The organism is Mesorhizobium sp. L103C131B0 (assembly GCF_000502275.1).
GTDB lineage: Bacteria > Pseudomonadota > Alphaproteobacteria > Rhizobiales > Rhizobiaceae > Mesorhizobium.
The window spans coordinates 81,030-100,587 of record NZ_AYXC01000016.1 but is presented as its reverse complement, the minus strand read 5'-3'; the positions used below and the strand labels follow the sequence as shown (position 1 = coordinate 100,587).

Here is a 19,558-nt window from a genome sequence, read left to right as displayed (position 1 = left end):
CCATGCTGAAACTGCATGAACAATCCGGGGATGACACCGTCGCGCTGATGGCTGATATCGGCCGCCGCGCCCGCGCGGCCGCCCGACCGTTGGCCATTGCGACCGCCGCCTGCAAGAATGCCGCGCTTCTCGCCATGGCCGACGCGATCATCGCGCGCCAGCAGGAGATTCTCGACGCCAACGCCATCGATGTCTCTAACGGACACGAATCCGGGCTGTCCGGCTCCTTCATGGACCGGCTGAAGCTCGATCCGGCGCGCATCCGCGCCATGGCGGACGGCATCCGTGAAATCGCCGGGCTAAGGGATCCGGTCGGCGATGTGATCGCGGCCTGGGATCGCCCCAACGGCCTGCAGATCGAGCGCGTGCGCACGCCGCTCGGCGTTGTCGGCGTCATTTATGAAAGCCGGCCGAATGTGACGGCGGATGCCGGCGCGCTCTGCCTCAAGGCCGGCAATCCGGTGATCCTGCGGGGCGGTTCGGACTCGCTCAATTCATCCGCTGCCATCCATGCCTGCCTGGTCGAGGGGCTGAAGGCCGCTGGTTTGCCTGAGGATGCCATCCAGCTGGTGCCGACCACCGATCGCGCCGCCGTCGGTGAGATGCTGAAAGGGCTTTCCGGCAATCTCGACGTCATCATTCCGCGGGGCGGCAAGAGCCTGGTCGGGCGCGTCCAGAGCGAGGCGCGGGTGCCGGTCTTTGCCCATCTTGAAGGCATCTGCCATCTCTACATCGACCGCTCGGCCGATCTCGACATGGCGGTCAGGATCGCCGTCAACGCCAAGATGCGGCGCACCGGTGTCTGTGGCGCTGCAGAGACTTTGCTGGTCGACCGCGCGGTGGCCTCCACGCATCTGGTGCCGATCCTCGACGCGCTGCGCGCCGCCGGCTGCGAGGTCCATGCCGATCAGGAAGTGATGAAGCTGTTCTTCGACGCCAAGCCGGCGACCGATGCCGACTGGGTGACCGAATATCTCGACGCCGTCATCGCGGTAAAACTGGTCGACGGGATTGCCGGCGCCATCGACCATATCGAGACGTTCTCCTCACACCACACAGAGGCGATCATCGCCGAGGATACCAAAGCGGTCGAGCGGTTCTTCAACGAGATCGACTCGGCGATCCTTTTGCACAATGCCTCGACGCAGTTCGCAGATGGCGGCGAATTCGGCATGGGAGCCGAGATCGGCATCGCCACCGGCAAGATGCATGCGCGCGGTCCGGTCGGCGTCGAACAGCTGACCTCGTTCAAATACCGCGTGCGCGGGTCGGGACAGGTGAGGCCTTGAGCGCTGGCCTTACCCTCCCCCTTGTGGGGAGGGTGGCGAGCGCAGCGAGCCGGGTGGGGGTACGACGCTGAATTCTGCAATCCCCCCACCCCGCTCCGCTTCGCGGATCGACCCTCCCCACAAGGGGGAGGGTGGGGCGCCTCTTTCCTCGCACTACCTCCGTATGCCGCATGCCGAGAAAGGCCTCGCCGTCGGTCTGTTCGGCGGATCGTTCAACCCGCCGCATGCCGGCCATGCGCTGGTGGCGGAAATTGCCTTGCGGCGCCTCGCGCTCGACCAATTGTGGTGGATAGTGACGCCTGGCAATCCGCTGAAGAGCACCAGGGAACTGGCGCCGCTGAGCGACCGGCTGCTCCAGTCGGAACAGATCGCCAAGAACCCGAAGATCAAGGTCACCGCCTTCGAGGCGGCGTATCATATTCGCTTCACCGCCGACACGCTGGCGCTGGTCAAGGCACGCAATCCCGGCGTCGACTTCGTCTGGATCATGGGCGCCGACTCACTCCGCGATTTCCACCGTTGGCAGCGCTGGCGCCAGATCGTCATGACCTTCCCCATCGCGGTCATCGACCGCCCGGGCGCGACGCTGTCCTTCCTGTCCTCGGTCGTGGCCAAGACCTTCGACTATGCCCGCGTCGACGAGGGTGACGCGCCCCGGCTCGCCCGCATGAAGGCGCCGGCCTGGACTTTTATTCACGGCCCGCGTTCGTCGCTGTCATCGAGTGCTATTCGCCAGCAAGCCAAGGGGTAACTCCGTAAGACCAGATCGCCGATGTCGCTTTTACGGCGGCCTTTCGCGATTGGCTGGGCGATGCTGCGCCGGATATGGCCACTTCAGTGAACCAGACCGACATCGGCCCCAATCATGGCGCCCCGCCGGCGCCCGTGATCGCCATTGCCAGCGTAATCGTGTCGATGGCGCTGATCGCGGTCGGCAACGGGTTGATGTTCGCCTATATCCCGGTCCGGCTTGGCGTCGAGCGCTTCGATCCGACCTGGGCCGGGCTGATCATCACCGGCCTGTCTGCCGGCGGACTTGCCGGCTGTATCCTGACCGGGCCGCTGGTGCGCCGCGTCGGGCACGCCCGCGCCTTCATGGTGCTGTCGGCGCTGATAGCGCTGTCGAATGCTGCCATTGGCGCCGGCACCTACCCGCTGCTGTGGATCGCGGCGCGCGCGCTTTACGGTTTTGCAATATGCGGCCTGTTCATCGTCGCCCAGAGCTGGCTCAACGATGCCGTCGCAAACGCCATTCGCGGCCGGGTGATGGCGGTGTTTTACGTCGCCTATGTCGCCGGACTTGGCGTCGGCTATGCCCTGCTGGCGGCGGTCGACATCGCGACGGCGCAGGCGCCGCTGATCGGCATTGCCTTCACCGCAGTGTCGATCCTGCCGGTCGGCATGACGCGGTTGGCTCAACCGCCGCCACCTCGCGCAGCCTCCGTGGCGCTTGGCCGCGCCTGGCGGATCTCGCCGGTCGGCGTGGCCGGCATGCTGGCCGTCGGCGGTCTGTCGATGGCGATCGCCGGGTTCGCACCGATCCATGCCACGGCCAAAGGCTATAGCCAGGCCGATGTGGCGCTGCTTTTGTCGGCGATGCCCGTCGGCACGCTGATCCTGCAGATACCGCTCGGCTGGATTTCCGACCGTACCGATCGCCGTTACGTGCTGGCCGGCGCTGCGGCACTGGCCATCGTCGCCGGTATTCTGGCCATCGGCTTCGACGGCGGCGCGCTGATGGTGCTCGTGGTGATCTACATCGTCTGGGACGGCGCCTCGGAATCGATCTATTCGCTGGCCAGCGCGCATGCCGCCGACCGCGCCGGCAAGGACGACATGGTGGCGCTGTCGAGTTCGTTGCTGTTTGCCTGGTCGCTGTCGGGGTTCATCGTGCCGGGTATCGTGACGGCCCTGTCGGCTGTCTATGGCACGCAGGCCTTCATTTATGTGGCCATCGTCATCGCCACTGTCTTCTGCCTGTTCGTGCTGTGGCGAGTGGCCACCACGCGCGCCGTCCCCGCTACGGAGACCAGCAGTTTCGCGCCGATGTCGGCGCAGGCGCCGCTGCCGGTGGAGCTCGCCTACGCCCCGGAAGATAAGCGCTGAACGGTTTCACAGCTCCTACTGCCTGGTGGCGGCAGTTTCCTGTCGAGCCTCCGGCGGAGGTGCGGGAACCGAAATGGCTTCGGCGTCGAACGCCTGCTTGACGCGTTTGGTGAGATCGATCTGGGTGGCGAAGAAATCCGCCGCCGTGGTCCAGTAGCGCAAGGTGATGGCGACGCTGGCATCGCCCACCGTGGCGACGAAGGCGATCGGCGCCGGCTCTCGCTTGACGCGGCGCTCGCCGCCGGCAACGCCCAGCATGGTTTTCTGCGCCAGGTCGATGTCGTTCCAGGAGCCGATGCTCAGCGTGATATCGCCGCGGCGCACACCATTACGGGTAAAATTGCGCACCGGCTGGTTCCATAGCGTCGAATTGGGCGCCAGCACATAGACGCCGTCTGTCGTGCGGAGCTTGGTGGCGAACAGGCCGATTTCCTCGACGGTGCCGGAAATGGCGCCGACCTCGACATATTCGCCGATGCGGAATGGCCTGAGCGCCAGAAGCATGATGCCTGCGGCGATGTTCTGCAGCGTGCCTTGCAGCGCCAGGCCGATTGCCAGCCCGATGGCNGATGGCGCCGATGGCGGCGATGATCGAGGCCGTCTGAACGCCGAACTGGCCGAGCACCATGATGATGACCAGGATCAGGATGGCGTAGCGCACGATCTTCGAGAAGAAATGGCGCAGCGTCGCGTCGAAACCATGGATATGGCCGAGGCCGGCTGAGATCGATCGTTCTGCGAGCCCGGCGACGAGATAGCCGACGACCAGCAGGATGATGGCGCCGATGGCGGAGAAGGAATAGGAAACGATCAGCGTGCTGAGTTGCGCAAGGCCAGCCTGCACGGTGAGCAGCGTGTTCTGGGGGTCGATTGGCATCAGGAAAATCCGTTTGGGGGTGTGTCGATAACCTCTGCCGCGGCCATGGGTTCCGATTTTTCTCAAGGCTCCGGAACCGGAAGTCGTGCACTGCGTTCGCGCTGGCAGGGCCTCCCGTCTTGAAACTGCAAGGGAACTCTGCCTATCTATAGGGTGTCACCTGATTTCGTGGGTGATTTGGTTGTTCTTGCTGCGAAAGGAAATACACTGAGAACAGCATTGCGGAAGAAGGCTGACATCATGCCTTCGCCGGCCAGGATCAGCGTAGATGACGCCGTGTCCCGTGCCATCAAGACAGTCCTTGCCAGTCTGGAAGACTCCAAGGCCGAAAATATTGTCTCAATCGACATTCAGCGGAAATCGAGCCTCGGCGACTATATGGTCATCGCGTCGGGCCGGTCGCACCGTCATGTCTCGGCTGTCGCCGACCACCTCCTCAAGGCGCTCAAGGATGCCGGTCTCGGCACGGCGCGCGTCGAGGGGCTGTCCGGCGCCGACTGGGTCCTGATCGATTCAGGCGACATCATCGTCCATGTCTTCCGCCCAGAAGTCCGCGAATTCTACAATCTTGAAAAGATGTGGCAGGCGCCGGACCTCGAGGAAGAGACCTTGCACTGAGCTCCGTCTCATGTCGTAACCATCCTGGGTGCGACATGGATTGAAAGCTCGCCGAGGCAGGGATGAAGATAGCAGTTCATGCCGTGGGCCGGATGAAGGCCGGCCCCGAGAGAGAACTCGCCGACCGCTATTTCGAGCGTTTCGCCAAGAGCGGCCCGGCGATCGGGTTCGAATTCTCTGGTGTCGCCGAGATCGCCGAGGGACGAGCCCAGAATGCCAATGAGCGCCGCCGCGAGGAAGGCCAGAAGCTGCAGGCACAGCTGCAGCCGGGCACGGCGCTGTTCCTGCTCGACGAACGCGGCAAAAACCTGTCCTCAGACGATTTCGCCAGCCGTATCGGCCAGCTGCGCGATGGCGGACGCAAGGCGTTGGTCATCGCCATTGGCGGCGCCGACGGGCACGACCAGTCGATTCGCGACCAGGCTGAGCTGATGGTCTCGTTCGGCGCGGCGACCTGGCCGCACCAACTGGTGCGTGTCATGCTGGGCGAGCAGCTCTATCGGGCGGCAACGATTCTTTCGGGACATCCCTACCACCGTTCGTAAATCAGTGGGTCGAGGGTCAATCGTCCGGTTTTCCGCCCCAATGCGCGGCTGTTTTGTGCTAGGCTTCGGTTCGATCATGGTTGATGGTTCGTTAACGAAGCCACGCATAGAGTCGGGCTTCAATGGCTGACAACGGGAAATCACGAACGGGCTTCCGGCACGCGCGCTGCGGCATCGCTGCAGCGGTGGTTTTGCTGTCGCTCGGGCTTGCGCGGGCCGAAAATACGCTGGACGTGGCGCCCGACCCCGATCTGAGCCGTGCCGAATATGAGAAGGTGTCGGCCGAGATCACGCTGTCGTCCGAACGGCTGGCCAAGCTCGCCGCCGACATTGCTTCGGTCAAGAAGGACCATGCCTCGATCACCGCGGCGCTTATCCAGTCGGCGATGACCGAGCAGAAGCTCGGCCAGGACATCGAGGATATCGGCGCCAGGCTCGAAGGACTGAAGGGCGAGGAACAGAAGATCCGTGTCTCGCTGGCGGCGCGGCGCGACGTGCTGGCCGAGGTGCTGGGCGCGCTGCAGCGCATGGGGCTCAATCCGCCGCCGGCGATCCTGGTCAAGCCGGAAGACGCGCTGTCGTCGGTGCGCAGCGCCATCCTGCTCGGCGCAGTGGTGCCGGAACTGCGCCAGCAGACCGACAAATTGCTGGCCGACCTCAGGGAACAGACCCGGGTGACGGCCTCGATCGAGGCCGAGCGGACGCGGCTGACGGCGGCGGTCGGCGAGCAGACGGCGGAAAAGAAACGCCTCTCCATGCTGCTCGAAGCCAAGCAGAAGCTCGAGGCGGACACCTGGACGGCGATGGCCGCTGAAAAGCAGCGGTCCCAGGCGCTTGCGGCCAAGGCCGGCAGCCTGAAAGAGCTGATCGCTTCGCTTGAAGCCGACAAGAGCCGCAAGGCGGCGGATGCCGTCAAGGCAGGCGAACAGAAAGCGGCCGACAGCGATAAGCCGGACGCCGATAACGCCGATGCAGGCACAACCGCGTCGACGGAGCTGGCTTCGCTGCCCGTGCCGGAAGGCAACCGCCTCACCGCCGCTGCGCCGTTTTCGGCACTTCAGGGACAAGTCTCGCTGCCGGTCACCGGCAAGATCAAGCTGCGTTTCGGGGCCGATGACGGTAACGGCGCGGTGATGCTTGGCGACATGGTTGCGACACAATCGGGAGCCATCGTCACGGCACCGGCGGACGGAAATGTGCTTTATGCGGGGCCTTTTCGCTCCTATGGTCAACTCTTGATCCTCAATGCGGGAGACGGCTATCATGTCGTCCTGGCGGGGATGAGCAGAATCAGCGTCGCGTCTGGCCAGTCGGTGCTCGCAGGAGAGCCGGTCGGCGCGATGGNAAACTGCGCGACGGCGTCAAGTGGCATGACGGCAAGCCGTTCACCTCGGCCTCGAAGAATGGAAATGCCACGCCGGAACTCTACGTCGAGTTCCGCAAGGATGGAAAACCCGTCGATCCGACCCCATGGTGGGCGGACCGCTTCTCTGGAAGGACGTGAAATGATGCGGAAACTGTCGCTTCTTATTGCCGGTGCGCTGATGGGCGCGTCAGCGATGAGCCTGGTCTATGGCGCGCCCGGCTCGACGGCGAACGCTGCAGGCTCCGAGACCTACAAGCAACTGGCGATCTTCGGCGACATCTTCGAGCGCGTGCGGGCGCAGTATGTGACGCCGCCGGACGACAAGTCGCTGGTCGAAAACGCCATCAACGGCATGCTCACCTCGCTCGACCCGCACTCCTCCTACATGAACGCCGAGCAGGCGCAGGACATGCGCGTGCAGACCAAGGGTGAGTTCGGCGGCCTCGGCATCGAGGTCACCATGGAGAACGACCTGGTCAAGGTGATCACGCCGATCGACGACACCCCGGCTGCCAAGGCAGGCGTGCTGGCCGGCGACTATATCGCCAAGATCGACGGCCAAGAGGTTCGCGGCCTGACGCTCAACGATGCAGTCGAAAAGATGCGCGGCCTGGTCAACACGCCGATCAAGCTGACCATCCTGCGCCAGGGCGCCGACAAGCCGATCGAGCTGACGGTGGTGCGCGATATCATCAAGGTCAAGGCGGTCAAGTTCCGGGTCGAGAACGACATCGGCTACATGAAGATCACCTCCTTCACCGAAAAGACCTATGACGACCTCGAGAATGCCATCGACACCATCAAGAAGCAGGTGCCGAACGACAAGCTCAAGGGCTATGTGCTCGATCTGCGCCTCAACCCGGGCGGCCTGCTCGACCAGGCGGTGAGCGTGTCCGACGCCTTCCTCGACCGTGGCGAGATCGTCTCGACCCGCGGCCGCGACCCGAAGGACGTCACACGCTTCGACGCCAAGGCAGGCGACGACATCGGCGCCAAGCCGCTGATCGTGCTCGTCAATGGCGGTTCGGCCAGCGCCTCCGAGATCGTCGCCGGCGCGCTGCAGGACCTGCGCCGCGCCACAGTGGTCGGCACGCAGTCGTTCGGCAAGGGCTCGGTGCAGACCATCATCCCGCTTGGCGAGAACGGCGCGCTGCGCCTGACGACGGCGCTCTATTACACGCCGTCCGGCAAGTCGATCCAGGGCAAGGGTATCACACCCGATATCAAGGTCGACCAGCCGCTGCCGCCCGAACTGCAGGGCAGGGACCTGACGCGCGGCGAATCGGACCTCAAGGGCCATATCAAGGGCGCCGACGAGAGCGATACCGGCTCGGGCTCGGCTGCCTATGTGCCGCCGGATCCGAAGGACGATCTGCAGCTGATCTATGCCGAACAGCTGCTGCGCGGCCAGAAGACCGATCCGGCATTCCCGCCGAATCCGGAAAAGGCAGTGCTCAACCAGTAAAATCGACTGGTAGCTCTGGCTGCCCAATCGAAGCGATGCAATGCTGCCGGGACCGTGAGGTTCCGGCAGTTTGATTCGGGGGCAGCTGGGCGCTGCGCCTCAAAAGGCGCAGGGGACGCGCCTTCAGTTTTGGATCTGCGCATGGCGAAAAGATTTCGCTGATCACGCGCCCGGGGATGCGGCTTGGCTGACGTCGGCAAGGACATCGAACGCCCGCTCGGACAGACCGTCCGACCGCGTGCTGCGTCGCGCGGGATCAGCGCTGGCGCCGTCGCGGCGACGCTGGTCGTGCTGGCCGCGGTCGGCATCTCCGGCGCGATCGCGCTGCGCGAGAAGCCGTTCCGCAAACCGGAAGCAATCGCGGTCTCGACGCCAAAGGTGACGGCGGCGGCCGAGCCCGCGGCCGCAGCGCCCACTGCTCAAGCGACGGCGGCAGCGCCGAAGGCGGAAACGCCCAAGGCCAGCGGTCCGCAGATCATCCATGTGCAAACCCAGGAGGGTGACGGCCCGCCCAATGCAGCCATTGTCATCCACGACCCGTCGACGATCGGCCAGAACCTGAAGATCGCGCATGTCCCCGACAGGGCGCTGATCGAGGCCAGCGACACCGGCCCACTCCCGGTTCGCGCCGCTGACGGCCGGCGGCCGTTCGATGTCTATGCGCGGCCGTGGTCGGGTTCGCGCGGCGCTCGCGTGGCAATCGTCATCGGCGGGCTTGCCGTGTCGCAGACCGGCACGCAGGCGGCGATCGCCAAGCTGCCGGCCGAAGTGACGCTGGCTTTTGCGCCGCAAGGCAACAGCATTGGCCGGTGGATGCAGGCGGCACGGCAGAGCGGGCATGAGGTGGTCATGCAGGTGCCGCTCGAACCGTTCGACTATCCCAATGTCAATCCCGGCCGCAACACGCTGACAGTGGCGGCAAGCCAGGACGACAATCTGAAGAATCTGCGCTGGGCGCTGTCGCGGACCACCAACTATACCGGCGTCATGAACTATATGGGGGCGCGCTTTTCGGCCGACGCGACAGCGATGGGGCCGTTCATGGCCGAGCTTGGCAAGCGCGGCCTTGCCTATATCGATGACGGCTCGTCCGCACGGAGCTTGGCGTCCGATCTCGCCTTGAAGGACGGTGTGCCGTTCGTCGCCGGCGATACGGCAATCGACGCCGTGCAGGACCGCGGCGCCATCCTGAAAAAGCTCGACGCGCTGGAAGCGACCGCGCGTGCGAAAGGCTCCGCCGTCGGCATCGGCTCGGCTTTCGACCTCACCGTCGACACCGTGGCGTTCTGGGCGGTCGAAGCGAAAAAGCGCGGCATCGAGATCGTGCCGATCTCGGCGGTGGCCATCGACCCGGAAAAGGGCTGACCGGCGCTTGTGGCGATTTTCAACGATGCCGAGAAAAGAGCTCTCTCTGGGCCTGATTGATTGAACCATCATCCCAGTCGACCTCGCGCTTTGATTGCGGGATGTGTCTCCGCCGATATTCGTTGTTGTAGAACAGGGTGCCGTGGATTCCGAGCACATCGCGTTTCAGGATGGGACGACCCCAAAGCGGCGCCAGCACGCGACCTGCCTCGTCTTCACCAAGCCGCTCAAATAAATCTTCGGCCAGTTCCATGTCTCTTCCATCCGGGAAGATGGCGGCGTACTCCTCCTCTGTTGCCTCGAACACGCTGAAGGTTGCGTTCAAGGCGCCGTCGATGATTTGAATATTTTTCATGGAATTACTCTGCCATTCGACCGCAACGGCGGCAACGGGGCCGGGTGGCAGTGACTGGAACGAACCCACGTTTTCCGCTTCCGGGGCAAGCCTACTTTGAGTACGCTCCGCTCCGGTTCTCGAAATCATTCGCCACTGCCTCGCCGGAGCGAATCTCAGAACGGCTTTAAACTCCGATGGCTAAAAAGATCGATCCCGAGACGCTGCCATACCGCCCCTGTGTCGGGCTGATGATCCTCAATGGCGACGGGCTGGTCTGGGTTGGGCACCGCATCGCCGAACCGGACAGCGAATTTGCCGGGACCACGCAGCTCTGGCAGATGCCGCAAGGCGGCATCGACGAGGGCGAGGAGCCGCTGCAGGCGGCCGGGCGCGAGCTCTATGAAGAGACCGGCATGCGCTCGGTCACGCTGCTGGCCGAGGCGCCGCATTGGATCAACTACGACCTGCCGCCCGATCTGGTCGGCATCGCCCTCAAGGGCCGCTATCGCGGCCAGACGCAGAAATGGTTCGCCTACCGCTTTCACGGCGAGACCAGAGAGATCCAGATCAATCCGCCGCCGGGCGGCCACACCGCCGAATTCGATGAATGGGCATGGCGGCCGATGCAGGACCTGCCCGATCTGATAGTGCCGTTCAAACGCAAGGTCTATGAGGATGTGGTGGCGGCGTTCCGTCATCTTGCCTAGCTGGATGTGACGGTTCGCACGGCACCTGATTCGTGCTTTATTGATCGGGACACCCGCAGCCACGAGACCCATATGAACGACGCCGGGCAATGGCCTCTTAGCGCAGCGTCTGGGCTGCCCCTCACCCGCCTGCCGGCTTTCGTCACTCGAAAAGCCAAGCAGTTGGCTTTTCGTCCGCTTTACGCCGACCGCTCCTCAACTCCCCGTATAGGGCCGGGGAGAAATATCCGGCAGGACAATGAGGGGCAGCGCCGACTTCAGCGGGTCTGCGATGCATAAAGCCAAAGATACGATCAGCGAAGCGGCGGCCGGCGCCATTCTCACCATCGATCTCGGCGCTATCCGAGAGAATTACCGGCGGCTCAAGGCAAAGCTCGGCGGCGTGCGTTGCGCCGGCGTCGTCAAGGCCGACGGTTACGGGCTCGGCGCGCGGCAAGTGGCGGCGGCACTGGTTGCCGAAGGCTGCGACAGCTTCTTTGTCGCGCATCTCACCGAGGGTGTCGCGCTGCGCGACGCACTCGGACCGAAGCTGGAAATCCATGTGCTGAACGGGCTGCCGCCGGGCTCGGAACCCGAAGCGGTGGCTGCCGACCTTGTTCCCGTCATCAACAGTGGCGGACAATTGAAGGCGTGGAGCAAAGCCGGCCAGAAGGCCGGCCGCAAGCTCAAGGCCGCCATCCAGGTCGACAGCGGCATGTCGCGGCTGGGCATGGCGCCGGCAGAGGTCGAGGCGCTTACGGCCGATGCTTTCGCCGGCGTCGATGTCGTTCTCGTCATGAGCCATCTGGCCCGTGCGGACGAACCGACCAATGCGGCCAATGACGCGCAACTCAGGGAGTTCGAACGGCTGCGCAAAATGCTGCCCAAGGCGCCGGCGTCGCTGGACAATTCCTCCGGCATCTTTCTTGGGCCGCGCTATCAGTACGACCTCGCGCGTCCGGGCGCTGCGCTCTACGGCATCAATCCGACGCCTGATGAGGCGAACCCGATGCTGCCGGTGGTGCGGCTCGAGGCAAAGATCATCCAGACACGCGGCATCGATAAGGGCGCGGGCGTCGGCTACGGACATGCGTTTCTGGCCAGCGGTCCCTTGCGCGCGGCCACGATCTCGCTCGGCTATGCCGATGGCTGGCACCGGCGCGCGGCTTCGGCTGCCTGGCTCGACGGCGTGCGACTGCCCTTTGTCGGGCGGGTGTCGATGGATTCGATCATACTCGACATCTCGGCCCTGCCGGCCGGCCGGCTGCGCGAGGGCGACCTTGTCGAACTCCTAGGCCCCTCGCAGAGCGTCGATGACGCCGCCGGTCATGCCGGCACGATCGGTTATGAAATCCTGACCAGTCTCGGCCCCCGCTTCCACCGCCGCTATATCAACGAATAGAGCCGCGACACGCCGCCCCTTGGCGGACGCCGCAGAATCCGGCAGACAGGAGGCGGCGGCCCTCTGACGGAAGTCGTCGTGGAGAGTGATGCGATGAAGATCTTCGTGTTGGGCGGCGGCGTTATCGGGGTCACCACTGCCTATTATCTCGCTGAGGCCGGCCACGAGGTGACGGTGTTCGACCGCCAGAAAGGGCCGGCGCTGGAAACCAGCTTCGCCAATGCCGGCGAGATCTCGCCGGGCTATGCTTCGCCCTGGGCCGGCCCCGGCATTCCGCTGAAGGCAATCAAGTGGCTGTTGATGAAGCACGGCCCGCTGGTGGTGCGGCCGGCCTTCGATCCGTATATGTGGACATGGCTCATCAAGATGCTGCGCAATTGCACCGCGGATCGCTATGCCATCAACAAGGCGCGCATGGTGCCGCTCGCCGAATACAGCCGCGACACGCTGAAGGCGCTGCGCGAGGCGACCGGCATCGCTTATGATGAGCGGACCAAGGGCACGCTGCAGCTGTTTCGCACGCAAAAGCAGCTCGACGGCACCGGCGGCGATGTAGAGGTGCTGAAGAAATATGGCGTTCCCTACGAGTTGCTCGATCCCGAAGGCTGCATTGGCGCCGAACCTGCGCTGGCCGGCGTGCGGGAAAAGTTTGTCGGCGGGCTGAGATTGCCCGGCGACGAAACTGGCGACTGCAAGATGTTCACCGATCGGCTGGCCGAGCTCTGCGTGGCGCGCGGCGTCACGTTCGAGTACGGTACGCAGATCCGGCGCTTCTCCAAGAACCGCAATCGCATCGTCAGCGTCGGCACCGACCAGCGCTCGCGCGCGGCCGACGCTTATGTGCTGGCGCTGGGCAGCTATTCGGCGCGCTTCATGCGCCTGCTCAGGCGCCCGATCCCGGTCTATCCGGTCAAGGGCTATTCGATCACCGTTCCGATCAAGGACGCGGCCGCCGCCCCGGTGTCGACGGTAATGGACGAAACCTACAAGGTGGCGATCACCAGGCTCGGCGACCGCATCCGCGTCGGCGGCACGGCGGAGATTTCCGGCTTCGATCTCAGGCTGCATGAATCGCGCCGGCGCACCCTCGAACATTCGGTCGGCGATCTGTTCCCGGATGGCGGCGACCTCAAGGCGGCGTCCTTCTGGTGCGGGCTGCGGCCGATGACGCCGGACGGGCCGCCGCTGGTCGGCCGCACCGAGTTCTCCAACCTCTATCTCAACACCGGGCACGGCACGCTTGGCTGGACCATGGCCTGCGGCTCGGCCAAGGTGCTGTCCGACATCATCTCCAGCAAGGTGCCTGATATCGATGTGCGGGAGCTGGGGCCGGAGCGGTATTTGAGGTAGGGGTGCTTTTTAAAGCTGGCGGCCAGCACCCCTCTGTCCTACCGGACAGAGGGGTGTAAAGGATCGCTACAGAACGGCATTCCTTCAGCCTCGCCAGCCNACCCCTCTGTCCTACCGGACAGAGGGGTGTAAAGGATCGCTACAGAACGGCATTCCTTCAGCCTCGCCAGCCCCTCAAAACGCCTCCTTCACCCAACCCTTCGAGAACAGCCATCGGTAGGCCCACGGTATCGTCACCTTGGTCGATACCGGGTTCGAATGGGCGACATAGTCGTCATAGACCGGCTGCATCCTGGCGTAGAAGGCAGGGTCGAGCACCGTCATGCCGTTCTCCAGATCGTGGAAGAAACTGCGGTTGTTGAGATTGACCGACGAGATCGTCACCAGCCTTTCGTCGATCATCATTATCTTGGAGTGCAGCACGACATCGGGCGCCTTGAATTCGCGGATGTTGATGCGGTCGCCATATTTCTCGACGAACAGCTTGTTGAGCGCGGTCAGCAGCTTGCCGCCAATATCGCCCTTGAGGTCGATGCGGCCGACAATGTCGATCCTGACGCCGCGCGCCAGCGCCCGCTCGATGGCCAGGCTGAGCTTCGGCGTCAGATTAAGGTAGGGATTGACGATCTCGATATGGTGCCGGGCAGTGTCGATCAGCTCGACGAAATAGGTCTCGAGCGCATGGTTGTCCTCGTAGGGCACGGAAATGAAATGGCGCACCGTGCCCGGCGGGCGCCGGCTGTCGGAGCGCACCGGAATGGAGAAGGGTCTTGCGATGTTGGTGTCGGCGTCGCGCAGCCACAATGTCGAGAGATGCGCGGCCAGCGTCTCGACCGTGGCCGGGTCGGCAAACTCGATGTCGAAATCGCTCCAGTTCGAATAGTAGTTGAGCGAGAGGCCGTCGGTCTTGCCGTATTGCTCGAGGTTCGGATAGCGCGACAGGTCGATCGGCTTGTGGAACAGGAAGCCGTCATGAATGTTGCGGCCGCCGATGATGACGCGCGAGCGGGCGGGATCCTCGGCAAGTGTCGCCAGCATCTTGACGTGATGGGTCTTGTGCAGCTGTGACAGTTGCTCGTCGACCGGCGCGCCGTGGTCGGCCCGCCAGCGATATTCCTGCAACTCGACATTGGGATAATCGGCCGCCAGCCGGTGCAGCAGCGCGTCGTCCTTGTCGCGCTCCAGCACGTCTGTGACCATGATGCGCACTTTGGTGCCGAGGCCTGCGTGATGGCGGATCAGCCGCTCGATGACGCGGCCGGAAAAATCGGCCTTGAACTCCAGCGACGACAGATAGACCAGCTTGAGTTTCGGCGCGCGCGAGAAATCGAGCGGCAGTTCGGGGTCGGCCTTGTCGAAGGCGCTGTCGGGTAAAGGCGCGCCGAGCAGCGCTTCGACCTTGGCGTTAAAGCCGTCGCGCGACTTGCGTAACAGGCGCGGTGACCCGAGCGGCAGCGAACAGCTCTGCGACAGCCAGCGGCCGGCGTAAAAGACGCTGGCAAGCTTATCCAGGCGGGATGGATCGGGCACTGGACAACGCTCGTAGCGGCTGTCGAGCGCGGCTATCGCCGGATAGGCAACCTCTTCGCGCAGGATGGTGAGCGGGGCGCCTGCCGGCGCCAGACTGGAGCTGAGCTTGAGGCTGCAACGGTTCAAACCATCGCTGGGGAACAGGCTGGCGGTTTGCCCGGCCGACAGGCGGAGGCGGAAGGCGGCATCGCTCGCCACGCTGCGCGAGCCACCGCCGGCGCGAATCGCCAGCGCCCCGTCGCAGGCGCCAGATATCTCAACCGGCTGCTTTCCCGCCTGGCGCATCACGATCTCGATCGAGCGCGCCTGCAGGCCGGAAAAGCTGAACGTCTTTGGCGCGGAGGGCCGCGCGGCGGCGTTGACATAGAGCGTCTGCCGCGACACGCGCCAACGGCCGTTGAAATGGCCTTCGCCGGTGCCCCTACCTGCCGGCATCTGTTCGGCGCTAACCGGCTTCGCCAGCTGTTCCAGCGTCCGGTAGGTGGCCTGGAAATCGCGGTTGGCGATGGCGTGGCGGTCATGGCCGAACGGACCGGTGCCGTTCGCCCTGTCGATGGCGCCGATCTGGTTGTGGGCGAGCAGCGCCAGGAACTGCCTTTCATAGTCGCTGGCACCGGCATCGCCGAAAAACGCTGCTGCTGCAGTCTGCGGTCCGGGCGTGCCGGCCGATACCGACGGCCGGCCGCAATCCTTCGCATCAGGGAAGAAATCGCAGCTGTGCCGGATCGGGGCGGCGCAACCGACAAGGGCCGCCAGCCCCAGCCCGGCCAGAGCCAGGCAGATGGCGCGGTTCATCCCGTGGCCCCGTTCATCGTCTTCAGCTCAGCCGGGTCGCGCGGCGGCATAAAGCCTTGCGGAAAGACCTTGCAGACGGGAAGTGCGAAAGTGGCGATCAAAAGCTCGGCCTCGCCGCGCACCTTTTTCGGCGCTGTCTTGTCATCACGGATCGCCTTTGCCGAGGCGACGAGCGCGCCGTCGCAGTCGCAATGATTATGGCGCGCGATGTAGCAGGCGTCATGGATTTGGCAGGCGCTGTCGAGGCGATTGACAGGGCGAGCCGAGAGGTCGCCGGTGCGGGTGCCGGGACCGCAGTAATTGCCGAAGACGAAAGGCGACGGGCGGGCCATTGCGATGCGGACCGGCTTGGGCAGTTCGGCTTCCGGAACTGCGGTCCATGGATTGGCGCAGGCGGAAAGCGCGACAAGCGGCAAGATGGCGAGCACCGCTCGCATTTTGATCCGCACCAGCTTTGCAAAAAAGTGTCCCACCCGGCGCAGCCAATCCTTAATGATAGGCGACATCGCGCTTGTTGCCACACTGGCCGATTTTGTGGCGAAGGCAAGGCGGCGCGGCCATCAGACAAACAGCCCGCGCTCTCTCTCGACCGCCTTGGTGATGAAGTTGGCGACGATCTGCACGCGGCGCAGCGGCCGGACCGATTCATGATAGACCAGCCAGTAGGCGCGGCGGATCGGCGTCACGATGTTGACGGGGATCAGCTCCGGCATCGAGCGGGCGACAAAGGTGTGCAAGATGCCGATGCCGGCGCCCGACCGCACCGCTTCGGCCTGGCCCAGCGCTGAGGAGATGGCGAAGCTGGTGCGCCAGTCCGGGCTGAACTCCGCCGCATAGTCGAGCGACGGGCTGACGATCAGGTCTGGGACATAGCCGATCAGCGTATGCTGGCCGAGTTCGGCAGCGGTCTCGGGTAAGCCGTGCGCCTGCGCATAGTCCCGCGAGGCAAACAGGCCGAGGGTGTAGTCGACCAGCTTTCCCGCCACCAGCCTGCCTTCGCTCGGCCGCTCGACGGTGATGGCGATGTCGGCCTCGCGCCGCGACAGCGAGAAGGAACGCGGCACCGGCACCAGCTGGATGGTGAGTTCGCGGTGCAGCGCGGTCAGCGCGCCAAGACGCGTGGCGAGGAATGCGACGCCAAACCCGTCGGGCGCGCCGATGCGCACGGTGCCTGAGATATCGTCGCCTTCGCCCGACACGGCGGAGCGCGCGGCGATCATGTCGGCTTCCATGCGCTCGGCAATGTCGAGAAAGCGCTGGCCGGCCGGCGTCAGCTCGCTGCCGGTGGTAAGCCGGCGAAACAGTTTTGTCCGTAACGCATCCTCAAGCGCTGCGATGCGGCGCGAGACGGTGGCGTGATTGAGTTCCAGCCGCTTGGCGGCGCCAAGGATCTGCCCGGCGCGGGCCACGGCGAGGAAGATGCGGACGTCATCCCAGTTCATGGGGGTGGTCCGGGCTAGCGGCGAACGCGGCGTTCCCGCCCACCCCCCTCTGGCCTGCCGGCCATCTCCCCCGCAAGGAGGGAGATTGGCAGCTCCGCCACCTGCGTCTCTTTTGCTGCGTTGAAGATTTGCGAAGGCGGCGGCCACATCTGATCTCCCCCCTTGCGGGGGAGATGTCCGGCAGGACAGAGGGGGGTGTGACGGAGCGCAACCTTCGGGCCTTTCAGCAATCTGTAATTTGCGGCAATTAATGCACACTCGTCCTTCGTTGTCTATTTCTTGCACAACGGTTGCGTTTCCCCTCGCGTTGCCTTCGCGCCTGCAAAGGCGTTGAATGCTTCATCACAAACTCAGGGAGAGAAACCATGATCGAATACGGTCATTTCATCGGCGGCAAGCATGTCGCCGGGACCAGCGGGCGCAAGCAGGACGTCATGCAGCCCATGGACGGCTCGGTGCGCGGCACGGTGGCGCTGGCGTCGCCGGCGGAACTGCGTGCGGCTGTGCTGAACGCCAAGGAAGCACAGATCAAATGGGCTGCGACCAACCCGCAGCGGCGTGTGCGCGTGCTGATGAAGTTTCTTGAACTGGTTGCTCGCGACTATGACGAACTGGCCGATCTCCTGGCGCGCGAGCACGGCAAGACCATCGCCGACGCCAAGGGCGACATCCAGCGCGGCCTCGAAGTGGTCGAAGTCTGCATCGGTGCGCCTCACATGATGAAGGGCGAGTTCACCGACGGCGCCGGCCCCGGCATCGATGTCTATTCGATGCGCCAGCCGCTTGGCGTCGTTGCCGGCATCACCCCGTTCAATTTCCCGGCGATGATCCCGTTGTGGAAGATTGCCCCGGCGCTGGCCTGCGGCAACGCCTTTATCCTGAAGCCTTCCGAGCGTGACCCTGGCGTGCCGATGCGCATCGCCGAACTGTTCCTCGAGGCTGGCCTGCCGGCTGGCGTTCTCAACATCGTCAATGGCGACAAGGATGTCGTCGACGCCATCCTCGACGATCCTGATATCAAGGCTATCGGCTTTGTCGGCTCGACGCCGATCGCGCATTACATCTACTCGCGCGGCACGGCCGCGGGAAAACGCGTGCAGTGCTTCGGCGGCGCCAAGAACCACATGATCATCATGCCCGATGCCGACATGGACCAGACCGTCGACGCGCTGATCGGCGCGGGCTACGGCTCGGCCGGCGAGCGCTGCATGGCGATCTCGGTTGCCGTTCCCGTCGGCAACGACACCGCCAACCGGCTGATGGAAAAGCTGATCCCGCGTGTCGAAAGCCTCAAGGTCGGCCCGTCGACGGATTCGTCCGCCGATTTCGGCCCGCTGGTGACGGCGCAGGCATTGGAACGCGTCAAGGGTTATGTCGACACCGGCGTCAAGGAAGGCGCCAAGCTGGTCGTCGATGGCCGCGGCTTCTCCATGCAGGGCTACGAGGATGGCTACTATATGGGCGGCTGCCTGTTCGACAATGTGACCGCCGACATGCGCATCTACAAGGAAGAGATTTTTGGCCCGGTGCTGTCGGTGGTGCGTGCGCCGACCTATGAGAGCGCCATCAAGCTAGCCAACGATCATGAGATGGGCAATGGCGTCGCCATCTTCACCCGTGACGGTGATGCTGCTCGTGATTTTGCTTCGCGCGTCCAGGTCGGCATGGTCGGCATCAACGTGCCGATCCCGGTTCCGATCGCTTACTACACGTTCGGCGGCTGGAAGGCGTCGTCCTTCGGCGACCTCAACCAGCACGGCCCGGACGCGTTCCGCTTCTACACCAAGACCAAGACGGTGACCTCGCGCTGGCCCTCCGGCGTCAAGGACGGTGCCGAGTTCGTCATCCCGACGATGAACTGACCGGACGATTTCGAAGATCGGCAAGAAGGCCTGGGTTCAACGTCCTGGGCCTTTCTTTGTACGAAACCGACATTGGCCATCACGTTAAAGCGATGGAACCAAGAGCCTGTCATCTGCCTTAAATTGCATTCCTGCCGTGGTGCAGGCCATCAAAATAGCGCCGGTTGCAGCCGGGGTTCTCGTCTGGCGCAAGGAGGTGTCAGATGACACGACGTCTTGTGGCGGCGATGTTCTTTGCGGTGTTCGCGATGTCCGGCATCGCCCAGGCCAAAGCCGATCAATGCGCGGCGCGGACCGACCTGGTCAAGGCGCTCGGCGAGAAGTTCCACGAAAGCCAAGCCGCACGTGGCCTGGTGAACCCGAATGTGGTGCTTGAGATCTTCGTCTCCGACCAGGGCACCTGGACCATCCTGGCCACCGACACACGCGGCCAAAGCTGCATCATCACGGCTGGCGAAGGCTGGGACGGGGCGGCTATGGCAGCAGTCTTGCCGGGCACCTGATAAAGACCGGTCGGAAGTCT

The 19,558-nt window shown here is 64.2% G+C and carries 17 protein-coding genes and 2 pseudogenes; 13 read left to right on the top strand and 6 right to left on the bottom strand.

Translation table 11 applies throughout. The annotated features are described in order from the left end of the window. Window positions 1-2 precede the first annotated feature (2 nt). The 3 genes from X730_RS142385 (at window position 3) to X730_RS142395 (ending at window position 3,395) form a co-directional block, all read left to right on the top strand. Window positions 3-1,289, top strand: coding sequence for a glutamate-5-semialdehyde dehydrogenase (locus X730_RS142385; RefSeq protein WP_023827036.1), 1,287 nt, complete (start codon window positions 3-5; stop codon window positions 1,287-1,289). Between the two features lie 163 nt (window positions 1,290-1,452). Next, entirely contained in the window at window positions 1,453-2,040 is a 588-nt protein-coding gene (locus tag X730_RS142390) for a nicotinate-nucleotide adenylyltransferase (RefSeq protein ID WP_023827035.1), read from the top strand. Between the two features lie 74 nt (window positions 2,041-2,114). Then, window positions 2,115-3,395 carry an MFS transporter gene (locus X730_RS142395; protein ID WP_023742222.1) on the top strand — a complete coding sequence of 427 codons (1,281 nt, stop codon included), beginning with the start codon at window positions 2,115-2,117 and terminating at the stop codon, window positions 3,393-3,395. A 15-nt stretch (window positions 3,396-3,410) separates the two neighbouring features. On the opposite strand, the gene X730_RS1000000168740 is transcribed toward X730_RS142395, so the two are convergent. After that, entirely contained in the window at window positions 3,411-3,899 is a 489-nt protein-coding gene (locus X730_RS1000000168740) for a mechanosensitive ion channel family protein (RefSeq protein ID WP_245263581.1), read from the bottom strand. A gap of 265 nt (window positions 3,900-4,164) precedes the next feature. Continuing rightward, window positions 4,165-4,272: pseudogene (locus X730_RS1000000169245) on the bottom strand (mechanosensitive ion channel family protein); the annotation flags it as partial. A gap of 240 nt (window positions 4,273-4,512) precedes the next feature. Here X730_RS1000000169245 and rsfS point away from each other — a divergent pair. The 5 genes and pseudogenes from rsfS (at window position 4,513) to X730_RS142415 (ending at window position 9,631) form a co-directional block, all read left to right on the top strand. After that, a complete protein-coding gene (gene rsfS, locus X730_RS142400; protein ID WP_023668698.1) occupies window positions 4,513-4,890 on the top strand; it encodes a ribosome silencing factor in 378 nt (125 codons plus the stop codon). Window positions 4,891-4,952: 62 nt separating this feature from the next. Continuing rightward, window positions 4,953-5,435: a 23S rRNA (pseudouridine(1915)-N(3))-methyltransferase RlmH gene (gene rlmH / locus X730_RS142405; RefSeq protein WP_023668699.1), complete on the top strand. Its 483-nt coding sequence runs from the start codon at window positions 4,953-4,955 to the stop codon at window positions 5,433-5,435. A 122-nt stretch (window positions 5,436-5,557) separates the two neighbouring features. Further along, window positions 5,558-6,939, top strand: a pseudogene (locus tag X730_RS1000000166535) (murein hydrolase activator EnvC). A 1-nt stretch (window position 6,940) separates the two neighbouring features. Continuing rightward, window positions 6,941-8,266 (top strand): S41 family peptidase, encoded by a 1,326-nt coding sequence (locus X730_RS142410; protein ID WP_023668701.1) that lies wholly within the window; start codon window positions 6,941-6,943, stop codon window positions 8,264-8,266. 183 nt (window positions 8,267-8,449) lie between these two features. Further along, on the top strand, window positions 8,450-9,631 hold the full coding sequence (locus X730_RS142415; protein WP_023815252.1) for a divergent polysaccharide deacetylase family protein: 1,182 nt from the start codon (window positions 8,450-8,452) through the stop codon (window positions 9,629-9,631). 19 nt (window positions 9,632-9,650) lie between these two features. Here the strand turns inward: X730_RS142415 and X730_RS142420 are convergent, their stop codons facing one another. Then, on the bottom strand, window positions 9,651-10,115 hold the full coding sequence (locus tag X730_RS142420; RefSeq protein ID WP_245261401.1) for a hypothetical protein: 465 nt from the start codon (window positions 10,113-10,115) through the stop codon (window positions 9,651-9,653). A 47-nt stretch (window positions 10,116-10,162) separates the two neighbouring features. Here X730_RS142420 and X730_RS142425 point away from each other — a divergent pair, with 47 nt between their 5' ends. From X730_RS142425 to X730_RS142435, 3 genes are all read left to right on the top strand, one after another. Then, entirely contained in the window at window positions 10,163-10,675 is a 513-nt protein-coding gene (locus X730_RS142425) for an RNA pyrophosphohydrolase (protein ID WP_023693158.1), read from the top strand. Window positions 10,676-10,946: 271 nt separating this feature from the next. Further along, window positions 10,947-12,056: an alanine racemase gene (gene alr, locus X730_RS142430; RefSeq protein ID WP_031197166.1), complete on the top strand. Its 1,110-nt coding sequence runs from the start codon at window positions 10,947-10,949 to the stop codon at window positions 12,054-12,056. 93 nt (window positions 12,057-12,149) lie between these two features. Then, window positions 12,150-13,406 (top strand): D-amino acid dehydrogenase, encoded by a 1,257-nt coding sequence (locus X730_RS142435; RefSeq protein WP_023688912.1) that lies wholly within the window; start codon window positions 12,150-12,152, stop codon window positions 13,404-13,406. A 174-nt stretch (window positions 13,407-13,580) separates the two neighbouring features. Here the strand turns inward: X730_RS142435 and X730_RS142440 are convergent, their stop codons facing one another. The 3 genes from X730_RS142440 to X730_RS142450 all read right to left on the bottom strand — a co-directional run bounded on the left by X730_RS142440 (window position 13,581) and on the right by X730_RS142450 (window position 17,173). Then, window positions 13,581-15,731: a phosphatidylserine/phosphatidylglycerophosphate/cardiolipin synthase family protein gene (locus X730_RS142440; RefSeq protein ID WP_023827034.1), complete on the bottom strand. Its 2,151-nt coding sequence runs from the start codon at window positions 15,729-15,731 to the stop codon at window positions 13,581-13,583. Then, window positions 15,728-16,168, bottom strand: a complete 441-nt coding sequence (locus X730_RS142445) for a hypothetical protein (protein WP_023693154.1) — start codon at window positions 16,166-16,168, stop codon at window positions 15,728-15,730. The genes X730_RS142440 and X730_RS142445 overlap by 4 nt, the downstream gene beginning before the upstream one ends. Window positions 16,169-16,291: 123 nt before the next feature. Continuing rightward, window positions 16,292-17,173 (bottom strand): LysR family transcriptional regulator, encoded by an 882-nt coding sequence (locus tag X730_RS142450; RefSeq protein ID WP_023668708.1) that lies wholly within the window; start codon window positions 17,171-17,173, stop codon window positions 16,292-16,294. A gap of 365 nt (window positions 17,174-17,538) precedes the next feature. Here X730_RS142450 and X730_RS142455 point away from each other — a divergent pair, with 365 nt between their 5' ends. Together X730_RS142455 and X730_RS142460 are read left to right on the top strand one after the other, a co-directional pair. Continuing rightward, on the top strand, window positions 17,539-19,035 hold the full coding sequence (locus X730_RS142455) for a CoA-acylating methylmalonate-semialdehyde dehydrogenase (protein WP_023827033.1): 1,497 nt from the start codon (window positions 17,539-17,541) through the stop codon (window positions 19,033-19,035). Between the two features lie 203 nt (window positions 19,036-19,238). After that, window positions 19,239-19,538: a hypothetical protein gene (locus X730_RS142460; protein WP_023728657.1), complete on the top strand. Its 300-nt coding sequence runs from the start codon at window positions 19,239-19,241 to the stop codon at window positions 19,536-19,538. Window positions 19,539-19,558 lie beyond the last annotated feature (20 nt).

Excerpts from the sequence above, each read along its gene's own strand:
- X730_RS142385 (WP_023827036.1), top strand. The coding sequence starts at position 3 with ATGCTGAAACTGCATGAACAATCCGGGGATGACACCGTCGCGCTGATG.
- X730_RS142390 (WP_023827035.1), top strand. The coding sequence starts at position 1,453 with ATGCCGCATGCCGAGAAAGGCCTCGCCGTCGGTCTGTTCGGCGGATCG.
- X730_RS142395 (WP_023742222.1), top strand. The coding sequence starts at position 2,115 with ATGGCCACTTCAGTGAACCAGACCGACATCGGCCCCAATCATGGCGCC.
- X730_RS1000000168740 (WP_245263581.1), bottom strand. The coding sequence starts at position 3,899 with ATGCTTCTGGCGCTCAGGCCATTCCGCATCGGCGAATATGTCGAGGTC.
- rsfS (WP_023668698.1), top strand. The coding sequence starts at position 4,513 with ATGCCTTCGCCGGCCAGGATCAGCGTAGATGACGCCGTGTCCCGTGCC.
- rlmH (WP_023668699.1), top strand. The coding sequence starts at position 4,953 with ATGAAGATAGCAGTTCATGCCGTGGGCCGGATGAAGGCCGGCCCCGAG.
- X730_RS142410 (WP_023668701.1), top strand. The coding sequence starts at position 6,941 with ATGATGCGGAAACTGTCGCTTCTTATTGCCGGTGCGCTGATGGGCGCG.
- X730_RS142420 (WP_245261401.1), bottom strand. The coding sequence starts at position 10,115 with ATGATTTCGAGAACCGGAGCGGAGCGTACTCAAAGTAGGCTTGCCCCG.
- X730_RS142425 (WP_023693158.1), top strand. The coding sequence starts at position 10,163 with ATGGCTAAAAAGATCGATCCCGAGACGCTGCCATACCGCCCCTGTGTC.
- alr (WP_031197166.1), top strand. The coding sequence starts at position 10,947 with ATGCATAAAGCCAAAGATACGATCAGCGAAGCGGCGGCCGGCGCCATT.
- X730_RS142435 (WP_023688912.1), top strand. The coding sequence starts at position 12,150 with ATGAAGATCTTCGTGTTGGGCGGCGGCGTTATCGGGGTCACCACTGCC.
- X730_RS142440 (WP_023827034.1), bottom strand. The coding sequence starts at position 15,731 with ATGAACCGCGCCATCTGCCTGGCTCTGGCCGGGCTGGGGCTGGCGGCC.
- X730_RS142445 (WP_023693154.1), bottom strand. The coding sequence starts at position 16,168 with ATGCGAGCGGTGCTCGCCATCTTGCCGCTTGTCGCGCTTTCCGCCTGC.
- X730_RS142450 (WP_023668708.1), bottom strand. The coding sequence starts at position 17,173 with ATGAACTGGGATGACGTCCGCATCTTCCTCGCCGTGGCCCGCGCCGGG.
- X730_RS142455 (WP_023827033.1), top strand. The coding sequence starts at position 17,539 with ATGATCGAATACGGTCATTTCATCGGCGGCAAGCATGTCGCCGGGACC.
- X730_RS142460 (WP_023728657.1), top strand. The coding sequence starts at position 19,239 with ATGACACGACGTCTTGTGGCGGCGATGTTCTTTGCGGTGTTCGCGATG.